We start from the raw sequence: 24,907 nt of genomic DNA, 5'->3' as shown, positions 1-24,907 counted from the left end.
GTTTGGGAATTTTTCCTTTTTTTGCGAGGTTGCTTATGAAAAAGTCATTGTTAACAATATCTGTATTGGCCGGTTTCGGCGTTCTGTCCGCTGTTGCCGTCGCCGCCGACTCGGGCCTGGAAAACTGCATTCAAGCAGTTAAAAAGGACAAAGCGGGCGAACTTGTCAAACTGGAAAAACTAACGGTCGCCGGCAAAGGCGCCTATGAACTGGAATTGCGCGACAACAACCGTCAGGAATGGGAGTTCATGTGCGATGCAGACAGCGGCAAGCTGACCGAAAAAGAATCTGAAGTGGCCGACCCCAATAGCCAGGCATTCAAAAAGAATGTCAAAGTCACCGAGGAAGATGCGGCGGCGATTGCGCTAAAAGCCAACCCTGGCAAGATTGAGGAAGTCGAATACGAAGTCGAGGAAAACGGCGGCTCGTCGTATGAATTCGACATCGTCAACGACAAAGGCGTAGAAACCAAAATTGAAGTGGACGCCGCCAGCGGCAAAATCATCGAATCCGCTACCGAGGAATGGGAAATCGGAGAAGAGGTTGACGAAAAACGTTAAACGCCAATCCTGCCGTTCTAACAAAAACCTTATCGCAGGGGCTCTCGCAAAGAGAGCCCTGCAGCAACCAAGCCGACTCGCCAAGTTAGGTGTTGATATCAAAAACTATCGCCTGCCGGTGTTTCTCCCAGGTTGTGTTGATACCGGTTGAAAATTGACTTCGTTTTGGGCTTTCATGATTTTCCTCGGGGTTAGATATTACTCTCTTAGTCGAGTTATCGAGTTTTCGCCAAACCGGGGCAAGATCAATTACACTTCTACACTTCGTACCGTCGGATAGGTGAGTCCCGTCAGTTAAACGATCATCATGACTTTGTAGCCTTTTTTATGCAATCGCACCACTTGCTTTCGCCTTTCGTGCACCTGCGTCAGGGGATGTTTTCTTGCGTCTTCTTTGTCCATGCCATGCGAACAAAACTTAGACCATTAAAGTTCAAACTTTATTGGGCCTTTTCTACAAATAGTGTTTGCACGAGCCGAAAGGCTTGCCCGCTCAGAATTCGACAAACTCAGCCCGAACGGAACACCAATATTGATAAGAAGCGGGACGTTCAGTTTCTAAGAGAAAAACAGCCCCGAACCAACAGCAACGCTATCCGTTACATATTGAATATCGATAATTTTTCATGGCTGGCCGCCGATTTGGAATTTTTTGGATAAATCTTGTAGGCTTTTCGTGTGGCGAAGGTCCGTCTTTACGGCCGGATTAATGATGTCCGAATCTATAGATCAAAAATCACTTTTGGATATCGATAAGAAATCGTTTTGGATCGATTGAAATACATCCACCAACTCCGGGTCGAATTGCGTGCCTCTGCCGCCAGCGATCAGCGCGGCCGCTTGATCGTGCGACCAGGCTTTTTTATACGGACGCGCCATGGTCAAGGCGTCGTATACATCAGCAATTGCGGTAATCCGGCCATACAAATGAATTTCCGTATTCCTTAAACCTTGCGGGTAACCACGGCCATCCCAGCGCTCATGATGGCTAAGTGCAATTATTTCCGCCACTTTCAATAACCGGCTGTTGGATCCCTTAAGCAGGTTATAGCCATGGGTAGTATGCTGCTTCATCATTTCCCACTCGATTGCATCGAGTTTACCCGGCTTTGACAGCACCTTATCGGGTACGCCGATTTTACCGACATCGTGCAACGGCGCGGTGACCAGCAGTTCGCGGACCGCCTGATCGCTTAATCCCATGGATTTGGCGATATGGGCCGCATACTGTCCCACACGTTGCATGTGGGCATGGCTATCCAAATCCTTAAATTCGTCAGCGATGCCCAAGCTTTCAAGAATGTCGTCTTGGGTTTTCAACAACTCAACGGCGCATTGTTCCGCCTGCCCATTGAGATTGTCGTTGAACACCATGTTCGCTAATTGGGGCAAATACATATGTTATAAGCATCTGTTTTTAAACAGGGTATTTGCGAAATGCCGCCACGTAAGTTCATATCGAAATCTTAACCTTGGAAAGTTGGAAATGCGCCGGCGCAATTGCCAGAATATCGTTTGGCATATTCCCACCCGCCCGGTTTAAGTACCTTGAAAACCAATATCCCGCTCAATCTTAATAGGCGGATCGCCGGTTTGAATTTACTGGCCGATTGAAATAAATGTAGGTCGCGCAAGACGTTTCCCCGCATACAAACCTTACGAAAACATTACATTATCGAATGTACAGGAATAAAGTTGCAAGCTCAACTATCGATAAATATTGACAAGTTTAGGAAAAGCCAATATTTCCGAGGAATTGCCTCTGACACAGAGTTCGGTAGTAGATCGTAATTACTATTACTTTAGGAAATTTCTAATGGACGTGCGTTGGCGAAGCTGCGTTAACAGCGCTCCTATCCGGCATTAGGAAAGTTTTTCTAGATAGCGGACCACTTGATCGGCCACCAGCGGGTGGGAAAACAGATAACCCTGCCCTTCTTCGCAGCCTTCTCGAAGCAAAACGTCAAGTTGGCCCTGAGTTTCGACGCCCTCGGCGATAGTATGCATATCAAAGCCGTGAGCCAGCTGGATAATTGAGCGTACGATCGCCAGATCGTGACGATCTATTTCCAGATTGCGGATAAACGACTGGTCGATTTTCAGTTTGTCGACGCGAAAGCGTTTCAGGTAAGCCAAACTGGAATATCCGGTACCGAAATCGTCGATGGACAACGTGAAACGCAAGGACTTGAATTTCTCGACGATATCCAAAATGTAATCGATATCTTGCAGCATGATGGTTTCGGTCAGTTCCAGTTCGATATATTGCGGATCCAGTTCATGCTCGTCGGTCAGATCGGTAATCATCTTGATGATATCGCCGCGTTTGAATTGCATTGAAGACAAATTCACCGCGATCCTGACCGGGCCGTAGCCTTGCCGCTGCCAAGATTTGGCTTGGCGGCAAGCTTCGCGTATCACCCATTCGCCGATGGGAACGATTTGGCCGGTCTCTTCGGCAATCGGGATAAATTTATGAGGCGGCAGCAGTCCGGACTCGGGATGATTCCAGCGAATCAGGGCCTCGAAACCGACCAAGCGCGAACTAATCAGGTCAAATTGCGGCTGGTAATGTAAAACAAACTCGTGATTGATCAGCGCCGCCGCCAGACTGTTGCGCATCCGCAGCCGTTCCAACGCATCGACATTCATTTTGTCGGTATAGAACCGATAAGTGTTACGCCCGCAATCCTTGGCATGATACATCGCCGTATCGGCAAGTTTTAACAAGGTCTCGAAATTATCGCCGTCGTGCGGATAGAGCGCGACGCCGATACTGGCCGTGGACGTCAGCCGGTATTCGTCGATTTCAAATTCTTCGCCGAGGTGATCCAAAATCTTTTGTGCCACATGCGAGATGGCCGGCGTATTAGGCATGTCGGTCAACACCACCACGAATTCGTCGCCGCCCAAACGGCTAACGGTATCGATCTCCCGCACATGCGCTTCCAGACGTTTAGCCACTGCGATCAGCAGGCGGTCGCCGACCTCATGCCCGAGACTATCGTTGATATTTTTGAACTGATCCAGATCCAGAAACAGCAGCGCCACCGAACCGGAGTCGTGGCGTTCGCTGACGCCGACTGCCTGGATAAAACGGTCTCGCAGTAATAAACGGTTGGGCAACTTGGTCAGTGGGTCGTGATACGCCAGAAACAGCAGTAAGGCTTCGTCTTCTTTGCGCTTGGAAATGTCGCTAAAAATAGCCACATAATTGCAGATACGGCCGTCGCCATCGTGAACGGTACTGATGTTCAACCATTTCGGATAGATATCGCCGTTCTTGCGTTTATCCCAAATCTCGCCGTGCCAAGTCCCTTCCTTAAGAAGCTGTTGCCACATCGCTTCATAAAACTCGTGATCATGCCGATGCGAGGCCAGGATACGCGGATTTTGCCCCATGACCTCGGCCAAGGTATAGCCGGTTATCCGGGTAAACGCGTCGTTGACGTAGACGATATTATTGTCTTGATCGCTGATTAGCACTGCTTCGTCGCTATTAGACAGCACCCGGCTCATCAACCGGCCTTGGCGCTCGTTTTCCAGACGATCTGTAATCTCCTGGCCCAGCACAATCAGCGCTTTCCTGCTGCCGTTGGCCTCGAATAACGGGGTTTTAACGATTTCGAACACCCGTTTTTGTTGATTATTCTCGTCCTGTGAAACGACGCTACGGATCAACTCCACGGACTGACGCGTCTGCCAAGCCCGTTCGTCGGCTTCCGTGCACGCCGCAAAATAGCTTTGGTAACGCTCGTCGCACAGCGCCGCCAATTCGCTACAGGTCTTACCCTGCCAAGGTTTGCCGAGTAATCCGTATAGCTCCAGCGTCGCGTTATTTGCGATCTGCCATCTGCTTTGCTCGTCCTTCAAGATGATCAAGTTACGCGTCGCATTGATCAATAAAAAGAAATTCTCTTCATTAACAAATGTCGCGGGCTTGCCGATCTGCCCGATAAAACGATAACCCTGGCCGTATTCGGTTTTAATCAGGGACTCGATACCGGGGCTTACGCGGCGCAGGGTCGATTTCAAAATCGACAGGCAACGGGAAATGCTTTCGTCCGACGTCGGGACATTGTTCCAGACGCGGCTGATCAAGTCTTCCTTGGATACCCGATTGCCGGCTTGTTTGACCAGTTCGAGCAACATTTTGAATTCTTTCGGGTGCAGACCGACAGGTTTGCCGGCAAAGCTAAGTCCTTGCTCGCTATCGATGACAAAGCCGTAAAAATCGGCGTGAAAATGCTTATCCATAGCTTATTGGCGCACCAGAATTGTTTGAACGGCGGTATTTGTCTGCTCTGTCATCTTGTCTTGCTGTCGTCGATAATGCCGGTTTTGCTGATGCTCGACATCTAGTTGGCCGGCCAAGATAACACTCGAAAAAATTTAAATCTTTATGAAATTTTGTAACAGTGTTGATCTGTGTGGATTTCAGCGGTGCTCGGCGCAATTGTAAAACCCGACAGGAAACCAGCCCACGATTCCGCAGCATATTGAGCCCTCCCTCGGCTTCCGGCAAGCGGCGGTGTCGCGAAACCGAAGGCGCTTCGGCCTCTGTTAGTCCGATCGCCGGGTATAGCGATGCTTCACCCCCGCCGGAAAGTAATCCGGATCGGCAAAGGAATGCAGAGTCACGTTCGGCAATTGCCGCTCGACCGGGGTGTAATTGGCAAATTCGCTATTCAAGCGCAGCAATTGCTGACGGATGGCAGCGGCTATCGTCGGCTCCATCGCCGGTTCCGGCGCCACACCCGGCAATAATTCCACCGCGATATGCAAAGCCTTGTCCCCATCCGTGCTTTCACGGGTCTGCAGCACAAATTTACCGGTCACCCATGGCGTGATATCCGGCTGCTCCAGCCCCACCGTCACATTTTCCGGATAAATATTGGCACCGTAATAGGACACGGTAAAATCCGCCCGGCCAAATACGTAAACGAACGGCAAATTGCGCGCTTGAAAATCGCAATCCAACCCTAACTCCCGGACCGACCCTACCCCATGCTGCCGCAAAAAATCCCACATTTGCGTATAACTCAATACACCGCCCTTATCGGCAATGTGATAGCGCAACAACGGCACGCTATTCTCGCCGGATACCACCAAGGTATCCCGGTATACCTCAAAAAATCGGCTATGCGGGTCGTATTGCACCAGCGTCGGCAAGCGCGATTCGCCGAACAAGACGCGAGCGGCTTCCGGCCGCTGCGCCAGCCAACGTCGGATTGCGATGCTGAACGGAGTTTCGTTGCCCAAAACGCCGCCGTCGGCGGTGCCGTATAGCGACGCGGAATCGAAACAAATCGAATCGGACCCGATACGCTGCGCCAGCAAACTGCGCCATTCCTCGCTAAATACTTCGCCGGCGAAAACCAGCTTGGGTTTGAATTGAGCCCAGTCTATGCCTTCGGCGGCGCCGGCATCGATCACGTCTTTCACAAACGGCGGGTAACCCAGCAGCACGGTCTGCTCGAAATGCGGCGCCAACTCGCGCACCACCCGAAAGATTTCGGCTTTATTATTGCCGGGCGTTGCCACCAGCATCGGATAACCCTTGCGCGCCAAATGCCAACAACAAGACGTGGTAAACAATCCGCCTACCCAATTACCTAGCGCAAAACACACCACCGCCAACGTGCTGCGTTTATCGGCCCGAAAACTGTCCGTGAATACTTGCTCGAAACGCACCGCCACGTCCAATTCGTATTCAGCCGAACGCGGCCAAAAGGTCGGCAAGCCGGTCGAACCGGAGGACACCGCCACTCTATCCGCTCCGCGCAGGCTGCCGCCGAAACAACGCTCAGGCAGCGGATAGGCTTGCATGTAATTAGCCTTATTGATTAAAGGCAAACGCTGAAAATCCACAAATGATTCAATTCGGTCCGAATCGATTTGGCTGGCTTGTAAAAACTGCCGATAAGCCGGAACCTCGGCCGCGCAGCGCCTAAATAAAGCCAAAATCTGGTCCTCGGCGCTGACGGATTGCGGTCCGGCCAGCAAAGTATCCAACGGCGTGGTCAAAAAATGCTGAAAAGCGGCTACCGAAGCCGCCATAGACGAAAGAGTCATTTGAGTCACCTGAAAATACGCTAAATCCAGGGTAGTAGATATACTCTGGGTTTGAATTTGTTGTAAACCACTAATGTTCCCGACTTCCTTCCCAACCGGACCAATGCAAGCCCTGACATTCGACCAACTTCTAAGTTATCGCGACGATATTGCCGCTCCGGCATTGACCACGGGCGAAGCGTTGATTGAATTACGCCTGGCCGGCATCTGCGCCACCGATCTGGAACTGGTAAAAGGTTATGCCGGATTTTCCGGCATTCTCGGCCATGAGTTCGTCGGCACGGTATTGGCGGTTGCGGACGACAAGGACCAAGAGTAGCTGCACCGGCGCGTGGTCGGTTCTATCAACATTGGTTGTAACGATTGCGCTAACTGCCGCGACGATGGCCCGGCACATTGCTTGAAGCGTAAAGTATTGGGCATACGCGGCAAAAACGGCGTATTCGCCGACTATTTCAGCCTGCCGGTAGCCAATCTGTTTGCGGTGCCCGACACGGTAGAGGATCAGGCCGCCGTCTTTACCGAACCCTTGGCCGCCGCTCTCCGCGTCGTCCAACAAATAGCCGGACTAAAGGCCACCGAGATTGCGGTCTTGGGCCCTGGCCGTTTGGGTTTATTGATTGCCAAAGTGTTGAATCTGGCTGGATACCAGGTCACGCTGTTGGGTCGGTCGGCAACTTCTTTGGCCTTACCCGAACAATGGGCGCTCGCTACAGGTTTAACTAGCGAGATCGCCGACAATAGCTTCCACTGCGTCGTTGATGCCACTGGAAACGCCGACGGATTCAGCCAAGCGCTAAGTATCGTCAAACCGCGCGGCACATTGGTTTTAAAAAGCACTTTTGCCGCTGACGCGGCGCTGGATTTAAGCAAAGTGGTGGTTAACGAAATCAACGTCATCGGCTCACGTTGCGGCCCGTTTGCCGAGGCTTTAACGCTATTGGCGGAGAACAAGCTACCGGTGGAAACCATGATAGACGGCCATTACCCGCTAAAAGACGGACTTGCGGCTTTCGAGCACGCCGGGCGAGCCGGGGTCAGAAAAATTTTGTTACGGCCTGAAAATTGCCTACCGCTCAAACGCCTAAGATCTAATTGCACAACAAAGTCACCGGCATGCACGTAATAGAAATCACCAAAAGCAGTCATAGACAATTAGTAAATTATGGTTTGGATCGGCAAAATGCGACCCATTGCTGTCTATCGTCAAATCTGATTCAATGACTGCTAGTTGCTGTTTATCGGCCAGATCTACTGGCTGCGGTGGATATACAGAACTTTCTAATCACTAGTTGGGCATCTCATCACGGAGGAAATAAGCAATGGCATTGACGGTCACTGAAGTTGAAGAACTTAGGCAGTACCTCTGTGGTGTCATGGCGCGCGCTGACCACCATGCAGGGAATGTGAAGGAAATCGCGCTGGCTCTCGCAGGTGCCATTCTGTGGCGCAAGGACGATGACAAAGCAATCAAAGTCATGGCGCACGGCGGCGATACTAAGAACGTTCTGTGGGTATATATCAGCGGCAAACGCTATGCCTTCTCGTACAACCACGATACCGGCGAGATCGAAATGCGCGAAGAAAATACCCACGGCCCAACGCTTCATACGTTCACAAACACCACGCCGCTTTCTTCTGTCATGGTAATCTTCAAGGCACTGTGACGCCGATGCTTAACCCGGCAGTCGTGCGGACCTGCGCGAAGAGCCGCGCAAGCCGCTTATTTCTACTCTAGGTCGCTATTCATGCCACGCAAACCACCTCCAGAAGAACGCAAGCTCATTCTCGCCCGAGACCAAAGGCGAAAATACGGAGCCCGCCTGGTGTTTCAGGTTCAGCGAGCGGAGCACATCGGTGGTCTAGAAAATGTCACTCTTCTCTTCGACGACGGTACGCTGGCAACTATTGAGTCCGGCCGCACGCTTGAGTGGGAGGGAGGGAAGCGATATCAGATTGAAGTCAACGCATTTCCCACTGCGAGTGAGGCTGAAGACGCAGGCATGCGTACCGCTCAGGCATTACTTCTGACGACAGTTAGCCTGAATTTTGGCTTGCGCTTGAACTATCACTCTCACGAACCGCCTACGGTCTTCGATCGAACTGTCTCTGCCGGGTTTGGTTTTTGGGGGTGAAGGCTTTGCATCATGGCCACAAGACGTAGTTTTGAATGAACTCACCAAGGCTCTCGCTGTTCCACTCCATGATCGCAGACTGCTACTTTCCATGGAGCTCTTCGTGGCAGCGGCACTGGAATCCAATGACAGAGCGAGGTTTGTCATGGCTGTGTCGGCGCTTGAACCGTTGGCCGTGCAGGAGCATCTCGGTCCAGAGGTTGCAGCAGTGGTCGATGATCTCGTAACAAGACTTGCGGCGGCATCAACTATCCCATCTAACCTAATGCACTCACTCGAAGGACGGCTGCGTCAACTTAAACGAGAATCGGTGCGTCAGGCCTTGAAGCGCTTATGTGCCCAGTGGCTACCTGGAGAAGAAGCCGCATGGGTTCAACTCGACAAGGCTTACGCATTGAGAAGTGAGATGCTCCATGAAGGCCGGCGGCAGGATTTAGACATTCTTCTATCTGAGGAGACAATAAAGGTATCCAATCTGCTGCGCCGCATTTATCAGCAAGCATATGGCTATCCCCTTCGTGCGACGGTTGCCGCCTAACCAGCAGCCGGTCATGTTATCCTATTCGTTAAACGACAGCTGACTGCCTTATTGCTGCCAGATACTAAAAAATCCTGAATGTCGCAAAGTGGCCGTTTATCACATCGAATACCCAAAAATTATCCACGTACTAGTGTCCGCTCTTTAAAACTGGCCGGCATAAAGCTTGCGAATAGTCCGCAGATTGATGCCCATCGCCACGCTCTCGGCCAACAAGGCCGGCCAAGCCTGCCAAATATAATCGTTGCCAATCCACGCCACGCTGGACGCCAACAGCGCGATACGCATATTGCGATTATTCAGGTAAAACAAAGCCAACGTGGTGTTGATTACGGCAAAGGCAGGCAGCAACGAGACTGGTCCTTGCCAGGAAAACGCCGTCAACCCGGTAAACAAGGCCACAAAACCTGCCGCAACCCACCGCTTATACATGCCTTTCTCCAAACGGCCGGACATTACGGTACGTAGCGCGGTGCTGGCCATGGTCAAGCCGGCGGTCCAGGCGCCCAATAACAGATACTGAACCGCCCAGAGCAAGGCGCCGGCAGCGGACCAGCGCCGAAAAGCCAATCCGCCGGACAACCAATAAGCCCGCCATTCCACCATAATGCCAACCCCGCCGATCAGATAGGCGAGATTCAGGTAAACCGCATCCAGTTGCAAATGCTAAGCCTTGTGAGACCTTACCATAAGGACTGGCAAGCGGATTCAGCCCGCATCAAACGGCTCAAACAGTGGCTTCCGCCGATGCGCCGGAATATTTGAAAGGCGCATACTCCGCTTTCCAGAGATTGGCTTCGACGTAGGCCGGCAAATCGATACCTTTTAAGTCCTGTCGAGTCGCGGAACCGTCTTCCAGCGCCACAGCCAGAACTTTGGCGGCGACATGCAGACTGACTTTTTTCAGATCGCCGACCGGCGGAAATATCAGGCTGGCCGCCATGCTGTGTTGCGCCATGTAATCCGCCAAGGCATACGCCGACTCCAAAACCATCGCATCGCTGATACGGCTGCATTCGCCCAAAACGGCGGCTACGCCCAAGCCCGGAAAAATAAAAGCATTATTGCCCTGCCCTATCGGATAGCGACGGCCCTGATATTCGACATCCGCCGAGGGGCTGCCGGTTGCCACCATCGCTGTGCCCTGGGTCCACTGAAATATATCTTCCGGCGTCGCCTCGCAATTGGCCGTGGGATTGGATAAGGGAAAAATAACGGGGTTAGCGTGGTTTGCCGCCATGGTTTTAACCACGGTCTCGGTGAACAATCCCGGCACGCCGGTCAACCCCAACAATACCGTCGGTTTGGCGTGGGTAACTACCTCCAGTAGGTCCGGAACTCTATCGTCCGGAATGTCCCAGTCGTGATAACTTGCCTGGGTATGCGACAGCGGTAATTTGTAGGTCTCGGTGGTGGCTTCCTTCACCACCAAACCGTGAGCATCGACGACGAAAATCCGTTGCAGGATTTGCTCCATGTTCAAACCTTCGCGCAGCATGCCTTTCTTAATGGCGCAGGCCACGCCAAAGCCGCCGGCGCCAGCACCCACCACCACCACGGTTTGCTGTGCGAGGGTTTCGCCTTTTATACGGCAAGCCGACAGCAGGCCGGCCAAGGCCATCGCGCCGGTACCCTGTATATCGTCGTTGAAGCAAGACACCCTGTCTTTATATTTTGCCAACAGGTCGAACGCGACGTTTTTCGCAAAGTCTTCCCATTGAATAATCGCTTTCGGCCAGACTTTCTGCACGGCCGTGACAAATTTATCGACCAATTCGAAATACGGCTGATCGTGCAGGCGTTTTTCGTGCGCGCCCAAATAGAACGGGTCGTCCAGTAGCTCGGTGCGGTTGGTGCCCACATCCAGATTGACCGGCAAAGTCTGAAAAGGACACAAGCCGCCGCCGACGGTATAGAGTCCGAGCTTGCCTATGCAAATCGCCAGCCCGCCCATGCCTTGATCGCCGATACCCAAAATCGACGAAGAATCGGTCACCACAATCATGCGGATGTCGCGCAGGACGTAATTTTTCAAAATCGTTTCGGCGCGGTCGATATTGGCCGTCGAAAAGGTCAAGCCGCGGGTGCTGGTAAAATTCAAACTAAATTGCTGTACCGCCAAGCCTATGGTCGGGGTATAGACTATCGGCACCATTTCTTCCAAATACCGCTCCAGCAGCGCGTAAAACAGCACCTCGTTGCGCTCCTGCAGAGCCCTTAGAAACTGATACTTGGAAATATCGTTCGCCTGTCGTTGATAATTGGTATACAAGCGATCGAGTTGCTGTTCCAGATCGGTGACTTGCGGCGGCAATAAGCCGTCCAATCCCAGTTCGATACGTTCCTGCACACTGAACGCGGTACCTTTATTTGTAGCCGGCAGCCGCAGCAAGCTCACGCCTCGAATCGAAACCTCCACATATTTATTACCGTCGGCATCTAGCCGGTAGTCGAAATAATCGCTTAGCGTCATCATTAAGGTTCCTTGAGTATATTGAATCGAACTCGCCGCATTCACCAACGAGTTCGAATGGCGCAAACTATGGCGCTTGTTCACTTTATAACAGCCATTCCGGCGATGCGGTAGCCGAAATAGCCCTGAAAAGGTATTTTTTTTATCCGCATGCCCGCCGTGTTTCAAGGCGGTGCGTTTATCCAGGGTTTACAATCAAAATGCCCCAGATTGGCGCTTATGAGATCATGTCGTAACCCCATTCCCACAAACTGAATTACGCCTTTTTCGACATGAAACAAAAAAACCTGTTTGGTCACCCCATCGGCTTGTTCGTGTTGTTTTTCACCGAAATGTGGGAGCGTTTTTCCTATTACGGCATGCGCGCCCTGCTGGTGTTGTATATGACCCAACATCTGCTGCAAGCAGCGCAAACCGATACCCACGTATTCGGCTTTACCGCGCTGCAGGCCGGGTTACAAGCATTATTCGGACCATTGTCCATGCAAGCATTGGCTTCGCACATTTACGGGCTGTACACCGGCCTGGTGTATTTCACACCCTTATTCGGCGGCATTTTGGCCGACCGGGTGTTAGGGCAACGCAGAAGCGTGATTTTAGGCAGCGTATTGATGGCCATAGGCCATTTTCTGATGGCCTCGGAAGCATTTTTCCTCTGGGCCTTGTTATTTTTGATACTGGGTAACGGCTGTTTCAAACCAAATATTTCAACCCAAGTCGGCAGCTTATATCCGCCAGGGGACCCGCGCCGCGACGGCGCTTTTACCATTTTCTACATGGGCATCAATCTAGGCGCTTTCTTCTCGCCGTTGATCTGCGGTACGCTGGGCCAGCGTTACGGTTGGCATTACGGTTTTAGCGCGGCCGGCATCGGCATGTTGGTGGGTTTATTGGTGTATTTGTGCGGCCGGAAGTATCTGGCCGCCGACCAAATGTTACCCAATACTGCAAACGCGGTTGAGGCGTCGCCGCTGATTGCAAAGGAATGGCAAGCCATAGGCGGACTGATCGCATTAGCCGTTTTGAATATCCTGTTCTGGGCGGTATACGAACAGCAAGGCAACACCCTGCAACTGTTTGCAGAGCACAATACCGATTGGCGTCTGCTGGGTTGGGAACTACCCTCGACTTGGTTTCAATCGCTGAATCCGGCCTTTATTTTTATATTGGCGCCGGTAATCGACCGCGTTTCCCGGCACCGCGCCGGTCAAGGCCGGCAAAGTTCCAGCGTCGGCAAGATGGCCTTCGGATCTGGATTATTGGGCGCGTCGTTTTTGATTTTGATCTTCGCGATTGACGGCATCGAAGCCGCCGAGAAAATCAGTTTTCTGTGGTTGGCTTTGTGTACCTTGATCTACACTCTGGGCGAACTTTATCTTTCCCCAATCGGTTTGTCCCTGGTCAGCAAAGTCTCGCCGCCGCGTTTGGTCGGGATGCTGATGGGCATGTGGTTACTTTCGACATTTTTCGGTAATTATTTGTCGGGTTATATCGGCAGTTTTTACGAGCAAGTACCGAAACAGCAATTCTTTATGCTGCTGGCGGCCTTAGGCGTTGCTACCGGCTTGGCGATATTTGCGTTTAAACCGCTGCTGAAAAAGGCGGTCGGCTCGGATTGAGCCTCACGGAGCAGGATTGGGCCAGGGCGCGCCGGCGCTGCAATTTTCGACAAACACCTGATTGTTACGGCTATCGTTCGGGATATAAACCTGATTCTCCGGGGATGGCTTATAGCTCAGATCATTGGCGCAATCCATGCTTTGTCCCGGACCGATCACCACCCGCGCCCCGACTTTGATATTGCAGACGGTTACCCGATCCAAAGCGCTCCATTCCGGACAAATCGCTTCGGCTTTTTGATAACTTTCCCGCGACCCGGCCGGATACGCCAGCGACCACCAGCTACCGTAAACGCTATAAGCGCGGCTACTGTCCCACACCCGGTAAACCGCAACTGGCATCTGCGCCATGAACACTTTGGCCTTACACAACTTGCCTTTACCGGGCTGGCCTTCCGCAGCGTGTCGCAATTCGGTATCGATCACTTCGACCAATCCGGCGGGGGGCTGTATTACATCGCCGGCACAAGCCGAATTGGCAGCGCTACCGGCTAAATCGGGATTGAGATTGGCGCAAGCCCCTACCAACACCAGCAACAGGCAGACACAACTTGTTTTGCATAAGACGCGCATGATCGAAACTCCAGTATTGGTCAATAACCACGTGCATAGAGCCTAGCCGAAAACCGGATAATGACCAATACTGCATTGAACCGGTTTTTAACCTTGCTTTTTAAACGGGTTTTAAACGATAGTTCTTACAAACCCAATAACGCCGGATTATCCGATGTCTCAATTTAAACCATGAATCCGCAAAACCCTAGCACGCTATCAGTCAAAATTAGCAGCCCCTCCGCCCGGCTCTACTTCTGGGTACTATTGGCTATCTTTGCCGGCGGTATGTTCGGATATCTGGACGGCGCACACGCTGTCTCGCTAAAACCCATAGGCGACGGCTTTATCAGCCTGATCAAGATGCTGATCGGCCCGGTAGTGTTTTGTACCATCGTGCTGGGCATCGCCGGCGCCGACGACATGAAAAAAGCCGGACGCGTCGGCGTCAAAGCCTTGCTGTATTTCGAAATCGTCTCGACTTTCGCACTGGCACTGGGCGTGCTGATCGCCAATCTACTCAAGCCCGGCCAAGGCTTTAACGTCGATCCGGCCACCCTAGATGCGCAAGCCGTTTCCGGCTTCGTCAAACAAGCCAGCCAGCAAAGCACCGCCGATTTTCTGTTACATATAATCCCCAAAACCTTTACCGACGCCTTCACCGGTTCCGGCGATTTGCTGCAAGTGTTGCTGGTGGCAGTATTGTTCGGTTTTGCGCTGCAACAAATGGGCAGCGCAGGAAAATCGGTGTATGTGTTTATAGAGGAATGCTCGCACATCTTTTTTGCGATGATGAACGTCATCATGAGACTAGCCCCTTTAGGTGCCGGCGCGGCGATGGCGTTTACCATCGGCAAATACGGCGTCGCTGCCTTGAAACCACTGGCCGCGCTGATGGGCAGTTTTTATGTGACCTGCGCTTTGTTCATTGTGTTGATACTGGGCAGCATCGCCGCGCTGACCGGCTTCAATATTTTTCGCTTGCTGCGTTATATCAAGGAAGAAATGCTGCTCGTGCTGGGCACTTCGTCGTCGGAATCGGCGCTGGTGCCGCTGATGAATAAGCTGGAAAAACTGGGCTGCTCGCGGTCGGTGGTGGGCTTGGTGATACCGTCGGGCTACTCGTTCAATCTGGACGGCACCAATATCTATCTAACCATGGCCGCGCTGTTCGTCGCTCAGGCCTTGAATGTCGATTTGAGTTTGACCCAACAATTGACGCTGTTGTTGGTAGCGATGCTGACCAGCAAGGGTGCGTCAGGCGTCACCGGAGCGGGCTTTATCACTTTGGCGGCTACGCTGGCGGTAGTGCCGGCTGTACCAGTGGCGGCACTTTCGTTAATCCTGGGGATAGACCGTTTCATGTCCGAAGCGCGGGCCTTGACCAATATCGTCGGCAATGCGGTAGCGACGATAGTGGTGTCGCATTCCGAAGGCGAGCTGGATAGGGAAAAGATGTACGCACAGTTGCGGCTGGAGCGGTCAGATCAGCGTTTCTAAACCCAGTAAACGCAGCCCTTGGCGCTGCCGATAGCCGATGACCGGCATGATGTTTTGCGCCAATAGATTATTCGCCTGCGCTTCGTTCAACACCATTTCCGTAGCCGGTTGTAATACCTGTTCGCCGTCCAGTTCGTAGCTAAACGCCGGCACATCGGCAAAAAAGAATTGCTCCGCTGTTGTTTGGTCCTGTGCAGCCCTAAGCAATACGCGTGCCGCCAAAAAGGCCGGATTCCCCCATAGCAATTCATTGGTCTGCGGAACAGTGTCGCATTCTTCAAACGCAAAGGTTTGCAGCGGATCGCGTTTACTACCGTAGGGCAAACGCATCAGCACCCGCGGATAAGTCAGGATTACGCTGTCCGCCTGGATTTCCCGGCGATATGCCAGCCAATCCGGCGCATTCTGCAAAGCTCCGACCACCAAACCATTCCCAGCGCCGGCCAGAAAACCCGCGCCGCATTTGGTGGCTAAATCAGCGCAAAAACTTAGCAAGGCCTTGTCCTCCGCATTATCGGAAAACAGATAATCAGCCACGAACAAGGCGTCCTGCTCGCCGTCGCCGGTTTGAATATGCTGCTGCAAACGCTGGACCACGCTCTCGCCGCCTTTTTTCAGCTCCGCCAGCAACTGGGCTTGGCTAATATCCAGCAAATAGAGCTGTTGCGCGTCGGCGGCTTCTTCATGCACCAAGCCATCCGTCGCCCGCCACAAGGCCTCCAGCGCTTGAAAATCCCGGCGGTGCAATAATGCTTTCACAAGTTGCGCGGTCGCGGCGTCGATCAAATCGATTAAAGCCCGATGCTGCGGGTTGGCGTCCTTGGAGACATGCGGTTCCACAATTCGTTTCAACAGACTATCCAAGGAATCGGAAGCCGCGACCGCACCTTCCGGCTTTTTGCCTAACAAACGCTCCAGCATATCGTCCTGGCTTTCCGTTTTCTGTGCTGGCGCGGCTGGTTCGCTGGCGGTTACCGCCGGAAAAAATGCCTGAATTTTTGCAGCTGCTTGCGCGGCGGTAGCGGGATTGCCAAGTTCGGATTTTAAGGCCCGCAAATCGGCCAGCAGCTTGATTTTTTCCAGCCAGGCGTCGGGATGAAAATCGTCCAGCGACGCAAATTGCAGCGTGATCCCAGGGTTGACTTCCAGCGTCGGCAGGATTTGCGCCATCACTTGCTCGAAGTTATCGACATCGATTCTCCAGATTTTGCTTTGCTCCCAGGGCGCGGCGGCACCGGAAAAATTTCCGAAAATATAAACCCGGTAGCTACTGTCACCATTGCCGGCTTTGGCCGCTTTTCCCGTGTTAAAACCCATCGTAAAATCAATTCTGCCTGACATGTTTTCTCCTCGCGCCTTAAACACTTTCCCATCAACAGTAGCAGAGCAAGCCCAGTCCAACAAGCCAGCCGGTTTTTCCGGATAGCGGTATGCTTATCAACGTCCGTCCAACAGGTGATAGCCATGAGCAACGCAAACCGTTTAGCCGAACTGCGCCGGCGCATCAATCAAGTATTTACCCAAGCAGAGCCGCAAGCGGTCTCCGGCCTGATAGCCACGTTGGGCGAATACGATAGCCAGGCCATCGGCGCATTTTCGCAAGCCCTGATAGAAGCAGTACGCGCCAAGCATAAACAGCCGGGCATCTTCGAAGCCTTCTTGCACGAATACAGCCTGAATAGCGATGAAGGCATCGTGTTGATGAGCATCGCCGAAGCCCTGCTGCGGATACCGGACAGCGACACGCAAAACCTGTTCTTGCGCGACAAATTGGCCGATGCCGACTGGTATAGCCACTGGTTGCACAGCGATTCCGTAGCGGTCAATCTGGCCAGCGGCGCATTATGGATGGGCGGCAAAATGGAAGGCCTGATTCGGCCGCGGGTTTTCGAAGGTTTGTTAAGACGGCTGGGCGAGCCGCTGATCCGCACGGCAATCAAGCAAGCCATGCGGCAAATGGCCGAACATTTTGTTATCGCCGAAGATATAACGGCGGCTATCGAACAAGCCGGCCACAACTCGGCCTACCGTTATTCTTTCGATATGCTCGGCGAAGCCGCCTTGACCGAAGAGGATGCGGAGCGCTATTTCGCGGCCTATCGCCATGCCATCGTAACGCTGGCCGAATCTGCTGAGGCGGATTTATTTGCCAGCCCCGGCATTTCCATCAAACTCTCTGCGCTTTATCCGCGTTACGAACCCTTACAGTATCGCTATGCAGTGCCTGCAATCAGCAGCAAGTTGTTGGCCTTAACAAAACTGGCCCGCGCGGCGAATATTTCCGTGACCGTGGATGCGGAAGAAGCCGAGCGACTGGACATGTCTTTGGATATTTTCGCGGCGGTATTTAACGATCCGGCATTGGCCGGTTGGCCGGGTTTCGGCATGGCGGTGCAGGCTTACCAAAAACGCGCGGAGGCAGTGATCGAATGGCTGGCGGCTCTGGCCGAATCGCAGCAACGCATCATTCCTGTCCGCTTGGTAAAAGGTGCTTATTGGGATAGCGAGATCAAGCGCGCTCAGGAAAACGGCTGGGACGATTATCCGGTGTTTACCCGCAAAGCAGCCACGGACTTGTCTTATCTGGCTTGCGCCCGGCTGATCCTGTCTCGCCCGCAGGCCTTTTACCCGCAATTTGCCACGCATAACGCCCACAGCGTGGCGGCGATTTGCGAATTTGGCAAAGGTCATCCGGGGTTTGAGTTCCAGTGTCTGCATGGGATGGGCAGTGCGTTGTACGATGAGTTGATCCATCAACAGCCGATCAACTGCCGAGTGTATGCCCCGGTCGGCGGCTACCGGGAATTGTTGCCTTATCTTGTCAGACGCTTATTGGAAAACGGCGCGAATACCTCGTTCATCAACCAAATCGAAAATCCGCAGATCAGCGCCGCTAAGCTGTCCGGCCACCCATTGGTCCAGTTAAATCAAGTCGACTCTGAACCGTTGGCTGTACCCAGCGAGTTATTTGGCGCGCAACGCCGAAATTCGCAGGGGCTGAATTTAAGTAATCCTGATGTATTGGAGCAGTTGCAACGCGACTTGGCCGCAATGTCCGACCACAATTGGCAAGCCGAACCATTGGTCGCTGGACGGCACGTTTGGGGCGAACGGCATCCGATTTACAGTCCCTACGATCAACACAGCTTGGTTGGCGAGGTGGTATTCAGTTCTCAAAGTGATATAGAACAAGCCTTGCAACAAGCCACCAGCGCGTTCAATGACTGGCGCTTATGCCCGGCCGCAACCCGCGCAGGGTATCTGCGTAAAGCAGCGGATTTATTGGAACAGCAGCGCCTAGAAATGGCGGCACTGTGCATCCGTGAAGGCGGCCGAACGATGCGCGACGCGTTGGAGGAAGTGCGGGAAGCGATCGATCTATGCCGTTACTACGCGGCCTGCGCGGTCGAGCAATTCGCTCAGCCCCAACAACTGCCCGGACCCACTGGCGAAGATAATCAGTTGTTTCAGATCGGGCGCGGCGTGTTCGTCTGTATTAGCCCGTGGAATTTCCCGATCGCGATTTTCATCGGCCAAATCGCCGCGGCATTGGTGGCCAGCAATACCGTGATCGCCAAACCGGCATTGCAGACTTCGTTAACAGGCATGGCTTGCATCCGCCTGCTACTCGAAGCCGGAATACCGGAACAGGTCTTGCAGTTTTTACCCGGCGACGGCGCCGAGATTGGCCGGCACTTATTGAGTGACGATCGCGTCGCCGGTGTAGCGTTTACCGGCTCCAACGTCACCGCCAGGCTAATCAACCGGCAACTGGCTAAGCGTGACGGTGCCATCGCCACCCTAATCGCCGAAACCGGCGGGCAAAACGTGATGATCGCCGATAGTTCCGCGCATCAGGAACAGCTGGTGGCGGACGTCTTGCAATCGGCGTTTAATAGCGCCGGCCAACGTTGCTCGGCATTGCGGGTGTTGTTTCTGCCGGAGGCTATCGCCGACAGCGTCATTGCGCGGTTGATCGGCGCGATGCGCTTGTTGCGGCTTGGTTCGCCGCTGGATATTGCCACCGATATCGGTCCGGTCATAGACCAACGCGCACTAACGGCGCTGGATAGCCATATCGAAAAACTCAAAAGGGAAGCCAAACTGTTATATCAATTACCTTTGCCTGCCGACCTGGTAAACGGCTGGTTTTTTCCACCGACTTTAGCGGAAATCCCCGCCCTATCGTCGCTGGAGCACGAAGTGTTCGGCCCCATCCTGCATATTGTCCGCTACCCAGCCAATGAGTTGGCAAACGTGGTCGAAGCCATCAACGCCACCGGCTACGGCCTGACGCTGGGCATCCACAGTCGCATCAATGCCAACATGCGCTACATCCAGCAACACGCACGCGTCGGCAATATCTACATCAACCGCAATATGATAGGCGCGGTGGTCGGCGTGCAGCCCTTCGGCGGCATGGGTTTATCCGGTACCGGCCCGAAAGCAGGGGGTCCCAATTACTTGCAACGCTTTGCCCATGAACAAACCCTGACCACCAATTTGACCGCCATTGGCGGCAATCCTTGGTTGTTGCGAAAATGAGTTGTAGGCTTGATGCAGCAAGCCCAATGGTTAGAAATGCATTGAAATGATGGTCTAGCCGGCGTTACTATTTTTCCCTGATCGGCCATAGCGCCGGTTTTCCCGTCTTACCGTTTCCTGCCACCGAGAGAACACAGTATGCTCGCTACCAAACGCTATGAATATCTACCCGTCGATCAAATCGAATTTCATCACACGCTCACCAACCATAGAGAACTGGATCGGGCCAAGGTCGCGCATCTGGAAAAAGACATCGTGGTCAACGGCTTGTTCGAACCGTTAGTGGTTTGGGAGCGCAACAACCGCGAATACTATCTGGTTGGCGGCTTTCATCGCATGGAGGCCATTCAAGGCATCCGCCGCGCCAATCCCGGCTATTTCGATAGAGTGGACGTCAGAATCGTCACCGGCGATCCGGACGAAATCAAGGCCTTGAATCTGAAGCTGAATTCCGACCGCGTCGATACCCGCATCACCGATTATTTCCAGACCGTGATTTACTTGAACAATGCCAACTGGTCCAGAGAACGTATCGCCGAGTTCTTCGACAAAAGCGTCAGCTGGATAGACGACATCATTCGCTACGCGCCGCTGACCACAGAAGCGATGCGCGAAAAACTGGCGGGCGGCGAACTGTCCTGGGCCAGGGCGCGCGACATCTTGCGCAAAGCCTTAAACGCACCGCCCGGCAACGAAAAGGAGATTATCGAAAGCGAACTTTCGCGTCCCGCGCAAGCAGTCGCCAAACCCCTGCCCTTCCACACCACGATCAAGCGCCTATCCAGCTCCGTTAAAACCGATCCCAAACGCACCTTTAAAGTCAGTACCCAGGATATTTATGCTTTGGTGCTGACCTTGCGCGGTAAAAACGTCAATCAGGAGGCCATCGAACGGGTACGCAAAGCCTTCCCTATCTTATGGGACGATGAATAGTTCGATAACGGGAAATTAGCCATTCCGGATTTGTCATAAAACCGTCAGCCCGCATCAGCTAAGATAAGTTTGACTGGAACAATCCTCCGCTTTGCGCATCCTATGCGGGGATATTTTGGGAAATTCAATACTGAAACAATGTGTTAGCGATGAACAATCTTGTTTTGAAAATAGTGAACGCTCGCAGACCATATCGGAAACGCATACCGGTGTTGGCCGGCGTATTAGTGCTGCTCTCGCTGAGCGGCTGTATGCCGATGAGCTATCCGCCCGGCGCCAAAACTAACACCGCGCAACTGGGAGAAAATGCATTTCTGACGGAAGACGGTGCCAGTTTGCCACTACGCCGCTGGCTACCGGATGCCGAACCCAATGCAGTGATAATCGCGCTGCACGGCTTTAACGATTACAGCCGTTTTTTCGATTCGCCGGGAGACTATTTCAGCAAATTGGGCATCGCCTGTTTTGCTTACGACCAACGCGGTTTCGGCGCGGCACCGCAACGCGGTTTGTGGGCCGGCAGCGAGGCTTACGCGCAGGATTTAAAACAATTAACCCGATTGCTGAAACAGCGCTACCCGAACAAACCGATTTACCTGTTGGGTGAAAGCATGGGCGGTGCAATTGTGATCAACGCCATGCAGCAGGAAAATATGCCGGACGTCGCCGGTATCATCCTCGCCGCTCCGGCGCTATGGGCCAGATCGACCATGCCCTGGTATCAAACCAGTTTGCTATGGACGCTGGCGCACAGCATGCCCTGGTTGACCTTGACCGGCAGCGGGCTGGAGATTATGCCCTCGGATAATATCGATATGCTGAGGGCGATGGGCCGCGACCCGATGGTGATTAAGGCCACCCGTGTGGAAACGGTATACGGCTTGACGGACTTGATGGACGCTGCGTTCGACAGCGCCGGCTCGTTGCGGGCGAATACATTGATGCTGTACGGCGAGAAAGACGAAGTCATCCCCAAGGAACCGACCTACGCATTCCTGCAGCAAATGCTGACTACGGATTCCACGGAAAAAACCGTCGCCATTTATCGGAACGGCTACCACATGCTGCTGCGCGATCTGCAGGCGCCGACCGCCTGGAAGGATATCGAAACCTGGATAAAAACCGGACCGAACAAACTTCCCTCCGGCGCCGATAGCCGAGCAAGGGAATTATTGAGCAATGGATAAGCCAATTCTTTACCCTCAAATCGCTAACCTGCCTCTAAACCCATCGGCCGTTTAAAAAAACGCAGCATGCAGAAACGGCAATAAATATTTATCACTCAAAATCGTAGAAATATAAATCTTCTATCAACTTCCTCTCTTCTTGGGTTAACAGAATATGAGAATATTTTTGATTAGAACGATGTTGCTCGGACAGCTGCTGCTGACGCCGATCCGTTTCTCGCCTGTCGCAACCACGCCTGTCGGCTTGCCGGCGTTCGTGTTTGGGCCAAACTAAATAATGAGTTTTAATATTTTCTTCCCATTCGGTGGAACCGAATGGAAAATCCGCAACACGCCTATCAGCAACACGCCGATTCGGTTTCAAGCGGCGTTTGCCGTTGCGTAAGTCCGTTATATTCATCATTTTATCCCTCGGTTTTTTAAGTCGCGGAAAATAAAATCATTGGCGGTTTTGGGCGGAAACCGATTCGGCATTGCGCTCAATCAAGTGATCGATAACCACCTGTAATGAGCCGGTACGCTCTATATCGTTCTTAAAACTTGCCCGGTATGTGGTCACCAAACTGATGCCGTCAATCAAAATATCGTAAACCTTCCATTCTCCCTTGATAAAGAACATGCGGTAATCCACCGATACCGGTTGAATACCCGGCTGTATCACCTGAGTTTTCACCAATACTTTCCGGTCGTCCTGTTCGCTGTTAAGGGGTAAAAAATTGACCGTCCAATTTTTAAACTCAACAAAGGCTCGCGAGTAACTTCTAATCAATAAAGCTTTAAACTCTTTTTTAAAACTCTCCTGCTCGGCTGGCGTGGCGTCTTTCCAGAATTTTCCTAGGACTAACGACGAAATCAAGTCGAAATCGGTATACGGATTGATCACCGAATCGACAAATTCGGTGACTTTTGGAAAGTTTTGCGAAAAAACCTGATCCTGCATACGCCCCTGGATGCGAGTGGAGGCATCTTCAATTATTTTTTGCGGCTCGCTCAATTCGGCCGCCAAAGCACTGCCAAATATCAGCGAAAAGGTCAAGTAACCGAATATTAAAGCTCGGACCGTCACCAAATATATTTTCATTTCAAACCTTCAATATTATTTAAATAAACCAGAAAATCTTATCCCGAAAAAACAGCGATTAAATTAACAAAATACCGCCAAAGCGGATACTGCATTTTGGCTTTGAAAAAATCATTATTTAATCAGTTAGGATAAAATATCTATTTTGCTTTCTAACCAAAAAACCACATCAAAGCTAACTCCAAAACTTTTTCAGTCTAGCCATAGATGAATATCGTGGCGTTACACTTCGGCTTTGAATCCGCCCCAATACTATCTTAATAATTTAACCGTCAATTTTTGTGGCAGTAAGCGTAAACAAATCTAATGCCAACCGCGGTGCCAGCCGGATTTTGGATGATGCCAACCCCAACCGAATTGCGGATGGTATTGCCATACGTAACCATAACCCGGACTAGCGTAGCTGGGCGATATGTATGTCACGCCCGGCGGTGGCGCTACCGGACCTACCGGTGCAGACTGAACGACACACCCGGAGATTATCAGTGATAGAAAAACCGTATAGCCAAGACTTTTCACGAGATTACCTTTGTTAATATTTATGAAAATTAACTCAATTTATTAATTTACAGTTAATCAGCAATCAACTCATCCTGACTATTTTTTTAACAAAAAATTCAAATTTATTTACCGTTTTTCCTAAGCCTTTCCAGGGCAAAAACGATGAATCTATTTTTAATACGCGACGCGAAAAATATAATATATGCATACATCAGAAAGGCAAATACCGAACAAGAGAAGTTATCGTCAGAGGTAGTTAGGGCAATCGATAAATCGGCCAATAAAAACAGATGCAATAATTAATTTCCAAGCCATCCGGATTATGGATTAGCATTGCTCATGTCGGTCAAAGATCAAAAATAAACTCGGCAATAATTATCCAGGCCGATAAAACATGGAGATTTCAATTGTGCTTTGTTCAGAGCGATAAAAATACGGCCCGATCTTTAAACCGCACCAAACAAAACAAATTGCCAATCAAAAATTGATAAAAACCGATGCCATACCCAGGTGATGCATGGTCAGACTGGTTTTGCCGGTGGTGGCACTGACCGAATCCAAATACTGATTCATATAACCCAGCTCGGTTCTGACATTTTTATTAAACGTCCAACCAATCCCAGCAAACGCCCGGTTTTGATCAAAACCGGATTTTCCGCCCCAGGTGGTCGTGTTGACCCGGTAAAACGCTTCGTCCCAGGCAATCAGGCTCAGCCTAGGTTCAAATTCCATAGGGTGCATAAATTTGATCATTTGCCGAGGCCTTTCGCGAACTTGATTACCGACCACGAAGTTGGTCTCCCACATGGTGCGGAAGGTAAAAGTACCCACGTCGGTGGGCAGCACATAGCGGAATGCAGGCCAAACGTCCTGTTGCGAATAATAAGGTTTGCCAATATTCTGGGTTGGCAACCAAGTATAACCCGCCCAAATGGTAGCGCGATCACTTAGCGAATAGCCCACCGCAGTACGAACCATGCCTTGGTACCAATGATTCCAGTTGCCATCGAAACGCGATTGCCCTTCCAACCATACCCGCCCTTTCTTCAAGGACGGATCGATAAACTCCATACTGCCTTCCGCCACGGCTTGCAGCCATGCCCCGGTATCTTCGGCCAGTTCAGCGGCAGGTACGGCAGTGGCAGCACCCGACAGCGCTAAAACCGAACAGAGATAGAGGGATTTTTTGGTTACTTTTACAAACATGG

The 24,907-nt window shown here is 52.0% G+C and carries 20 protein-coding genes and 2 pseudogenes; 11 read left to right on the top strand and 11 right to left on the bottom strand.

Annotated features, from left to right (window positions below):
• Nucleotides 1–35 precede the first annotated feature (35 nt).
• Nucleotides 36–560: a PepSY domain-containing protein gene (locus ACH50O_RS03810; protein WP_446810715.1), complete on the top strand. Its 525-nt coding sequence runs from the start codon at nucleotides 36–38 to the stop codon at nucleotides 558–560.
• A gap of 297 nt (nucleotides 561–857) precedes the next feature.
• On the opposite strand, the pseudogene ACH50O_RS03805 reads toward ACH50O_RS03810, so the two are convergent.
• From ACH50O_RS03805 to ACH50O_RS03790, 4 genes and pseudogenes are all read right to left on the bottom strand, one after another.
• A pseudogene (locus tag ACH50O_RS03805) lies at nucleotides 858–962 on the bottom strand (IS630 family transposase); the annotation flags it as partial.
• A gap of 327 nt (nucleotides 963–1,289) precedes the next feature.
• Complete coding sequence (locus ACH50O_RS03800; RefSeq protein ID WP_446810714.1) at nucleotides 1,290–1,958, bottom strand: HD-GYP domain-containing protein; 669 nt, start codon at nucleotides 1,956–1,958, stop codon at nucleotides 1,290–1,292.
• Nucleotides 1,959–2,423: 465 nt separating this feature from the next.
• Nucleotides 2,424–4,817 carry an EAL domain-containing protein gene (locus ACH50O_RS03795; protein ID WP_446810713.1) on the bottom strand — a complete coding sequence of 798 codons (2,394 nt, stop codon included), beginning with the start codon at nucleotides 4,815–4,817 and terminating at the stop codon, nucleotides 2,424–2,426.
• Nucleotides 4,818–5,123: 306 nt separating this feature from the next.
• A complete protein-coding gene (locus tag ACH50O_RS03790) occupies nucleotides 5,124–6,635 on the bottom strand; it encodes a phenylacetate--CoA ligase family protein (RefSeq protein ID WP_446810712.1) in 1,512 nt (503 codons plus the stop codon).
• Between the two features lie 73 nt (nucleotides 6,636–6,708).
• Between ACH50O_RS03790 and ACH50O_RS03785 the strand changes: the two are divergent.
• The 5 genes and pseudogenes from ACH50O_RS03785 to ACH50O_RS03765 form a co-directional block, all read left to right on the top strand.
• Nucleotides 6,709–7,068 (top strand): annotated as a pseudogene (locus ACH50O_RS03785) (alcohol dehydrogenase catalytic domain-containing protein); the annotation flags it as partial.
• Between the two features lie 51 nt (nucleotides 7,069–7,119).
• Complete coding sequence (locus ACH50O_RS03780) at nucleotides 7,120–7,761, top strand: zinc-binding dehydrogenase (RefSeq protein WP_446812107.1); 642 nt, start codon at nucleotides 7,120–7,122, stop codon at nucleotides 7,759–7,761.
• Nucleotides 7,762–7,957: 196 nt separating this feature from the next.
• Entirely contained in the window at nucleotides 7,958–8,302 is a 345-nt protein-coding gene (locus ACH50O_RS03775) for a hypothetical protein (RefSeq protein WP_446810711.1), read from the top strand.
• Nucleotides 8,303–8,383: 81 nt separating this feature from the next.
• Entirely contained in the window at nucleotides 8,384–8,770 is a 387-nt protein-coding gene (locus ACH50O_RS03770) for a hypothetical protein (RefSeq protein WP_446810710.1), read from the top strand.
• Nucleotides 8,771–8,801: 31 nt separating this feature from the next.
• Nucleotides 8,802–9,308 carry a hypothetical protein gene (locus ACH50O_RS03765; protein WP_446810709.1) on the top strand — a complete coding sequence of 169 codons (507 nt, stop codon included), beginning with the start codon at nucleotides 8,802–8,804 and terminating at the stop codon, nucleotides 9,306–9,308.
• A gap of 144 nt (nucleotides 9,309–9,452) precedes the next feature.
• Here ACH50O_RS03765 and ACH50O_RS03760 read toward each other — a convergent pair whose 3' ends face one another.
• Nucleotides 9,453–9,971, bottom strand: coding sequence for a YgjV family protein (locus ACH50O_RS03760; RefSeq protein ID WP_446810708.1), 519 nt, complete (start codon nucleotides 9,969–9,971; stop codon nucleotides 9,453–9,455).
• 64 nt (nucleotides 9,972–10,035) lie between these two features.
• Nucleotides 10,036–11,784, bottom strand: a complete 1,749-nt coding sequence (locus tag ACH50O_RS03755) for an NAD-dependent malic enzyme (RefSeq protein ID WP_446810707.1) — start codon at nucleotides 11,782–11,784, stop codon at nucleotides 10,036–10,038.
• A gap of 269 nt (nucleotides 11,785–12,053) precedes the next feature.
• Between ACH50O_RS03755 and ACH50O_RS03750 the strand changes: the two genes are divergently transcribed.
• Nucleotides 12,054–13,400: a peptide MFS transporter gene (locus ACH50O_RS03750; protein WP_446810706.1), complete on the top strand. Its 1,347-nt coding sequence runs from the start codon at nucleotides 12,054–12,056 to the stop codon at nucleotides 13,398–13,400.
• A gap of 3 nt (nucleotides 13,401–13,403) precedes the next feature.
• On the opposite strand, the gene ACH50O_RS03745 is transcribed toward ACH50O_RS03750, so the two are convergent.
• Nucleotides 13,404–13,973: a hypothetical protein gene (locus tag ACH50O_RS03745; RefSeq protein ID WP_446810705.1), complete on the bottom strand. Its 570-nt coding sequence runs from the start codon at nucleotides 13,971–13,973 to the stop codon at nucleotides 13,404–13,406.
• 171 nt (nucleotides 13,974–14,144) lie between these two features.
• Here ACH50O_RS03745 and dctA point away from each other — a divergent pair, with 171 nt between their 5' ends.
• Nucleotides 14,145–15,452 (top strand): C4-dicarboxylate transporter DctA, encoded by a 1,308-nt coding sequence (gene dctA, locus ACH50O_RS03740; RefSeq protein WP_446810704.1) that lies wholly within the window; start codon nucleotides 14,145–14,147, stop codon nucleotides 15,450–15,452.
• Here dctA and ACH50O_RS03735 read toward each other — a convergent pair.
• The gene (locus ACH50O_RS03735) at nucleotides 15,435–16,793 is read right to left on the bottom strand and encodes a type VI secretion system contractile sheath domain-containing protein (RefSeq protein WP_446810703.1); all 1,359 of its coding nucleotides are present in this window, start codon (nucleotides 16,791–16,793) and stop codon (nucleotides 15,435–15,437) included. The genes dctA and ACH50O_RS03735 overlap by 18 nt on opposite strands.
• 123 nt (nucleotides 16,794–16,916) lie before the next feature.
• On the opposite strand from ACH50O_RS03735, the gene putA reads away from it, so the two are divergent.
• The 3 genes from putA to ACH50O_RS03720 all read left to right on the top strand — a co-directional run bounded on the left by putA (nucleotide 16,917) and on the right by ACH50O_RS03720 (nucleotide 22,117).
• Nucleotides 16,917–19,997, top strand: a complete 3,081-nt coding sequence (putA, locus tag ACH50O_RS03730; RefSeq protein ID WP_446810702.1) for a bifunctional proline dehydrogenase/L-glutamate gamma-semialdehyde dehydrogenase PutA — start codon at nucleotides 16,917–16,919, stop codon at nucleotides 19,995–19,997.
• A gap of 138 nt (nucleotides 19,998–20,135) precedes the next feature.
• On the top strand, nucleotides 20,136–20,930 hold the full coding sequence (locus ACH50O_RS03725; RefSeq protein ID WP_446810701.1) for a ParB/RepB/Spo0J family partition protein: 795 nt from the start codon (nucleotides 20,136–20,138) through the stop codon (nucleotides 20,928–20,930).
• 149 nt (nucleotides 20,931–21,079) lie between these two features.
• Nucleotides 21,080–22,117: a lysophospholipase gene (locus ACH50O_RS03720; protein ID WP_446810700.1), complete on the top strand. Its 1,038-nt coding sequence runs from the start codon at nucleotides 21,080–21,082 to the stop codon at nucleotides 22,115–22,117.
• A 91-nt stretch (nucleotides 22,118–22,208) separates the two neighbouring features.
• On the opposite strand, the gene ACH50O_RS03715 is transcribed toward ACH50O_RS03720, so the two are convergent.
• From ACH50O_RS03715 to ACH50O_RS03705, 3 genes are all read right to left on the bottom strand, one after another.
• Nucleotides 22,209–22,520 carry a hypothetical protein gene (locus ACH50O_RS03715; protein ID WP_446810699.1) on the bottom strand — a complete coding sequence of 104 codons (312 nt, stop codon included), beginning with the start codon at nucleotides 22,518–22,520 and terminating at the stop codon, nucleotides 22,209–22,211.
• Between the two features lie 36 nt (nucleotides 22,521–22,556).
• Entirely contained in the window at nucleotides 22,557–23,198 is a 642-nt protein-coding gene (locus ACH50O_RS03710) for an MlaC/ttg2D family ABC transporter substrate-binding protein (protein ID WP_446810698.1), read from the bottom strand.
• Between the two features lie 978 nt (nucleotides 23,199–24,176).
• On the bottom strand, nucleotides 24,177–24,905 hold the full coding sequence (locus ACH50O_RS03705) for a DUF2490 domain-containing protein (protein ID WP_446810697.1): 729 nt from the start codon (nucleotides 24,903–24,905) through the stop codon (nucleotides 24,177–24,179).
• Between the last annotated feature and the right edge of the window lie 2 nt (nucleotides 24,906–24,907).

Source organism: Methylomonas sp. 2BW1-5-20, assembly GCF_052474515.1.
This window is presented reverse-complemented; position numbering and strand designations above follow the sequence as displayed.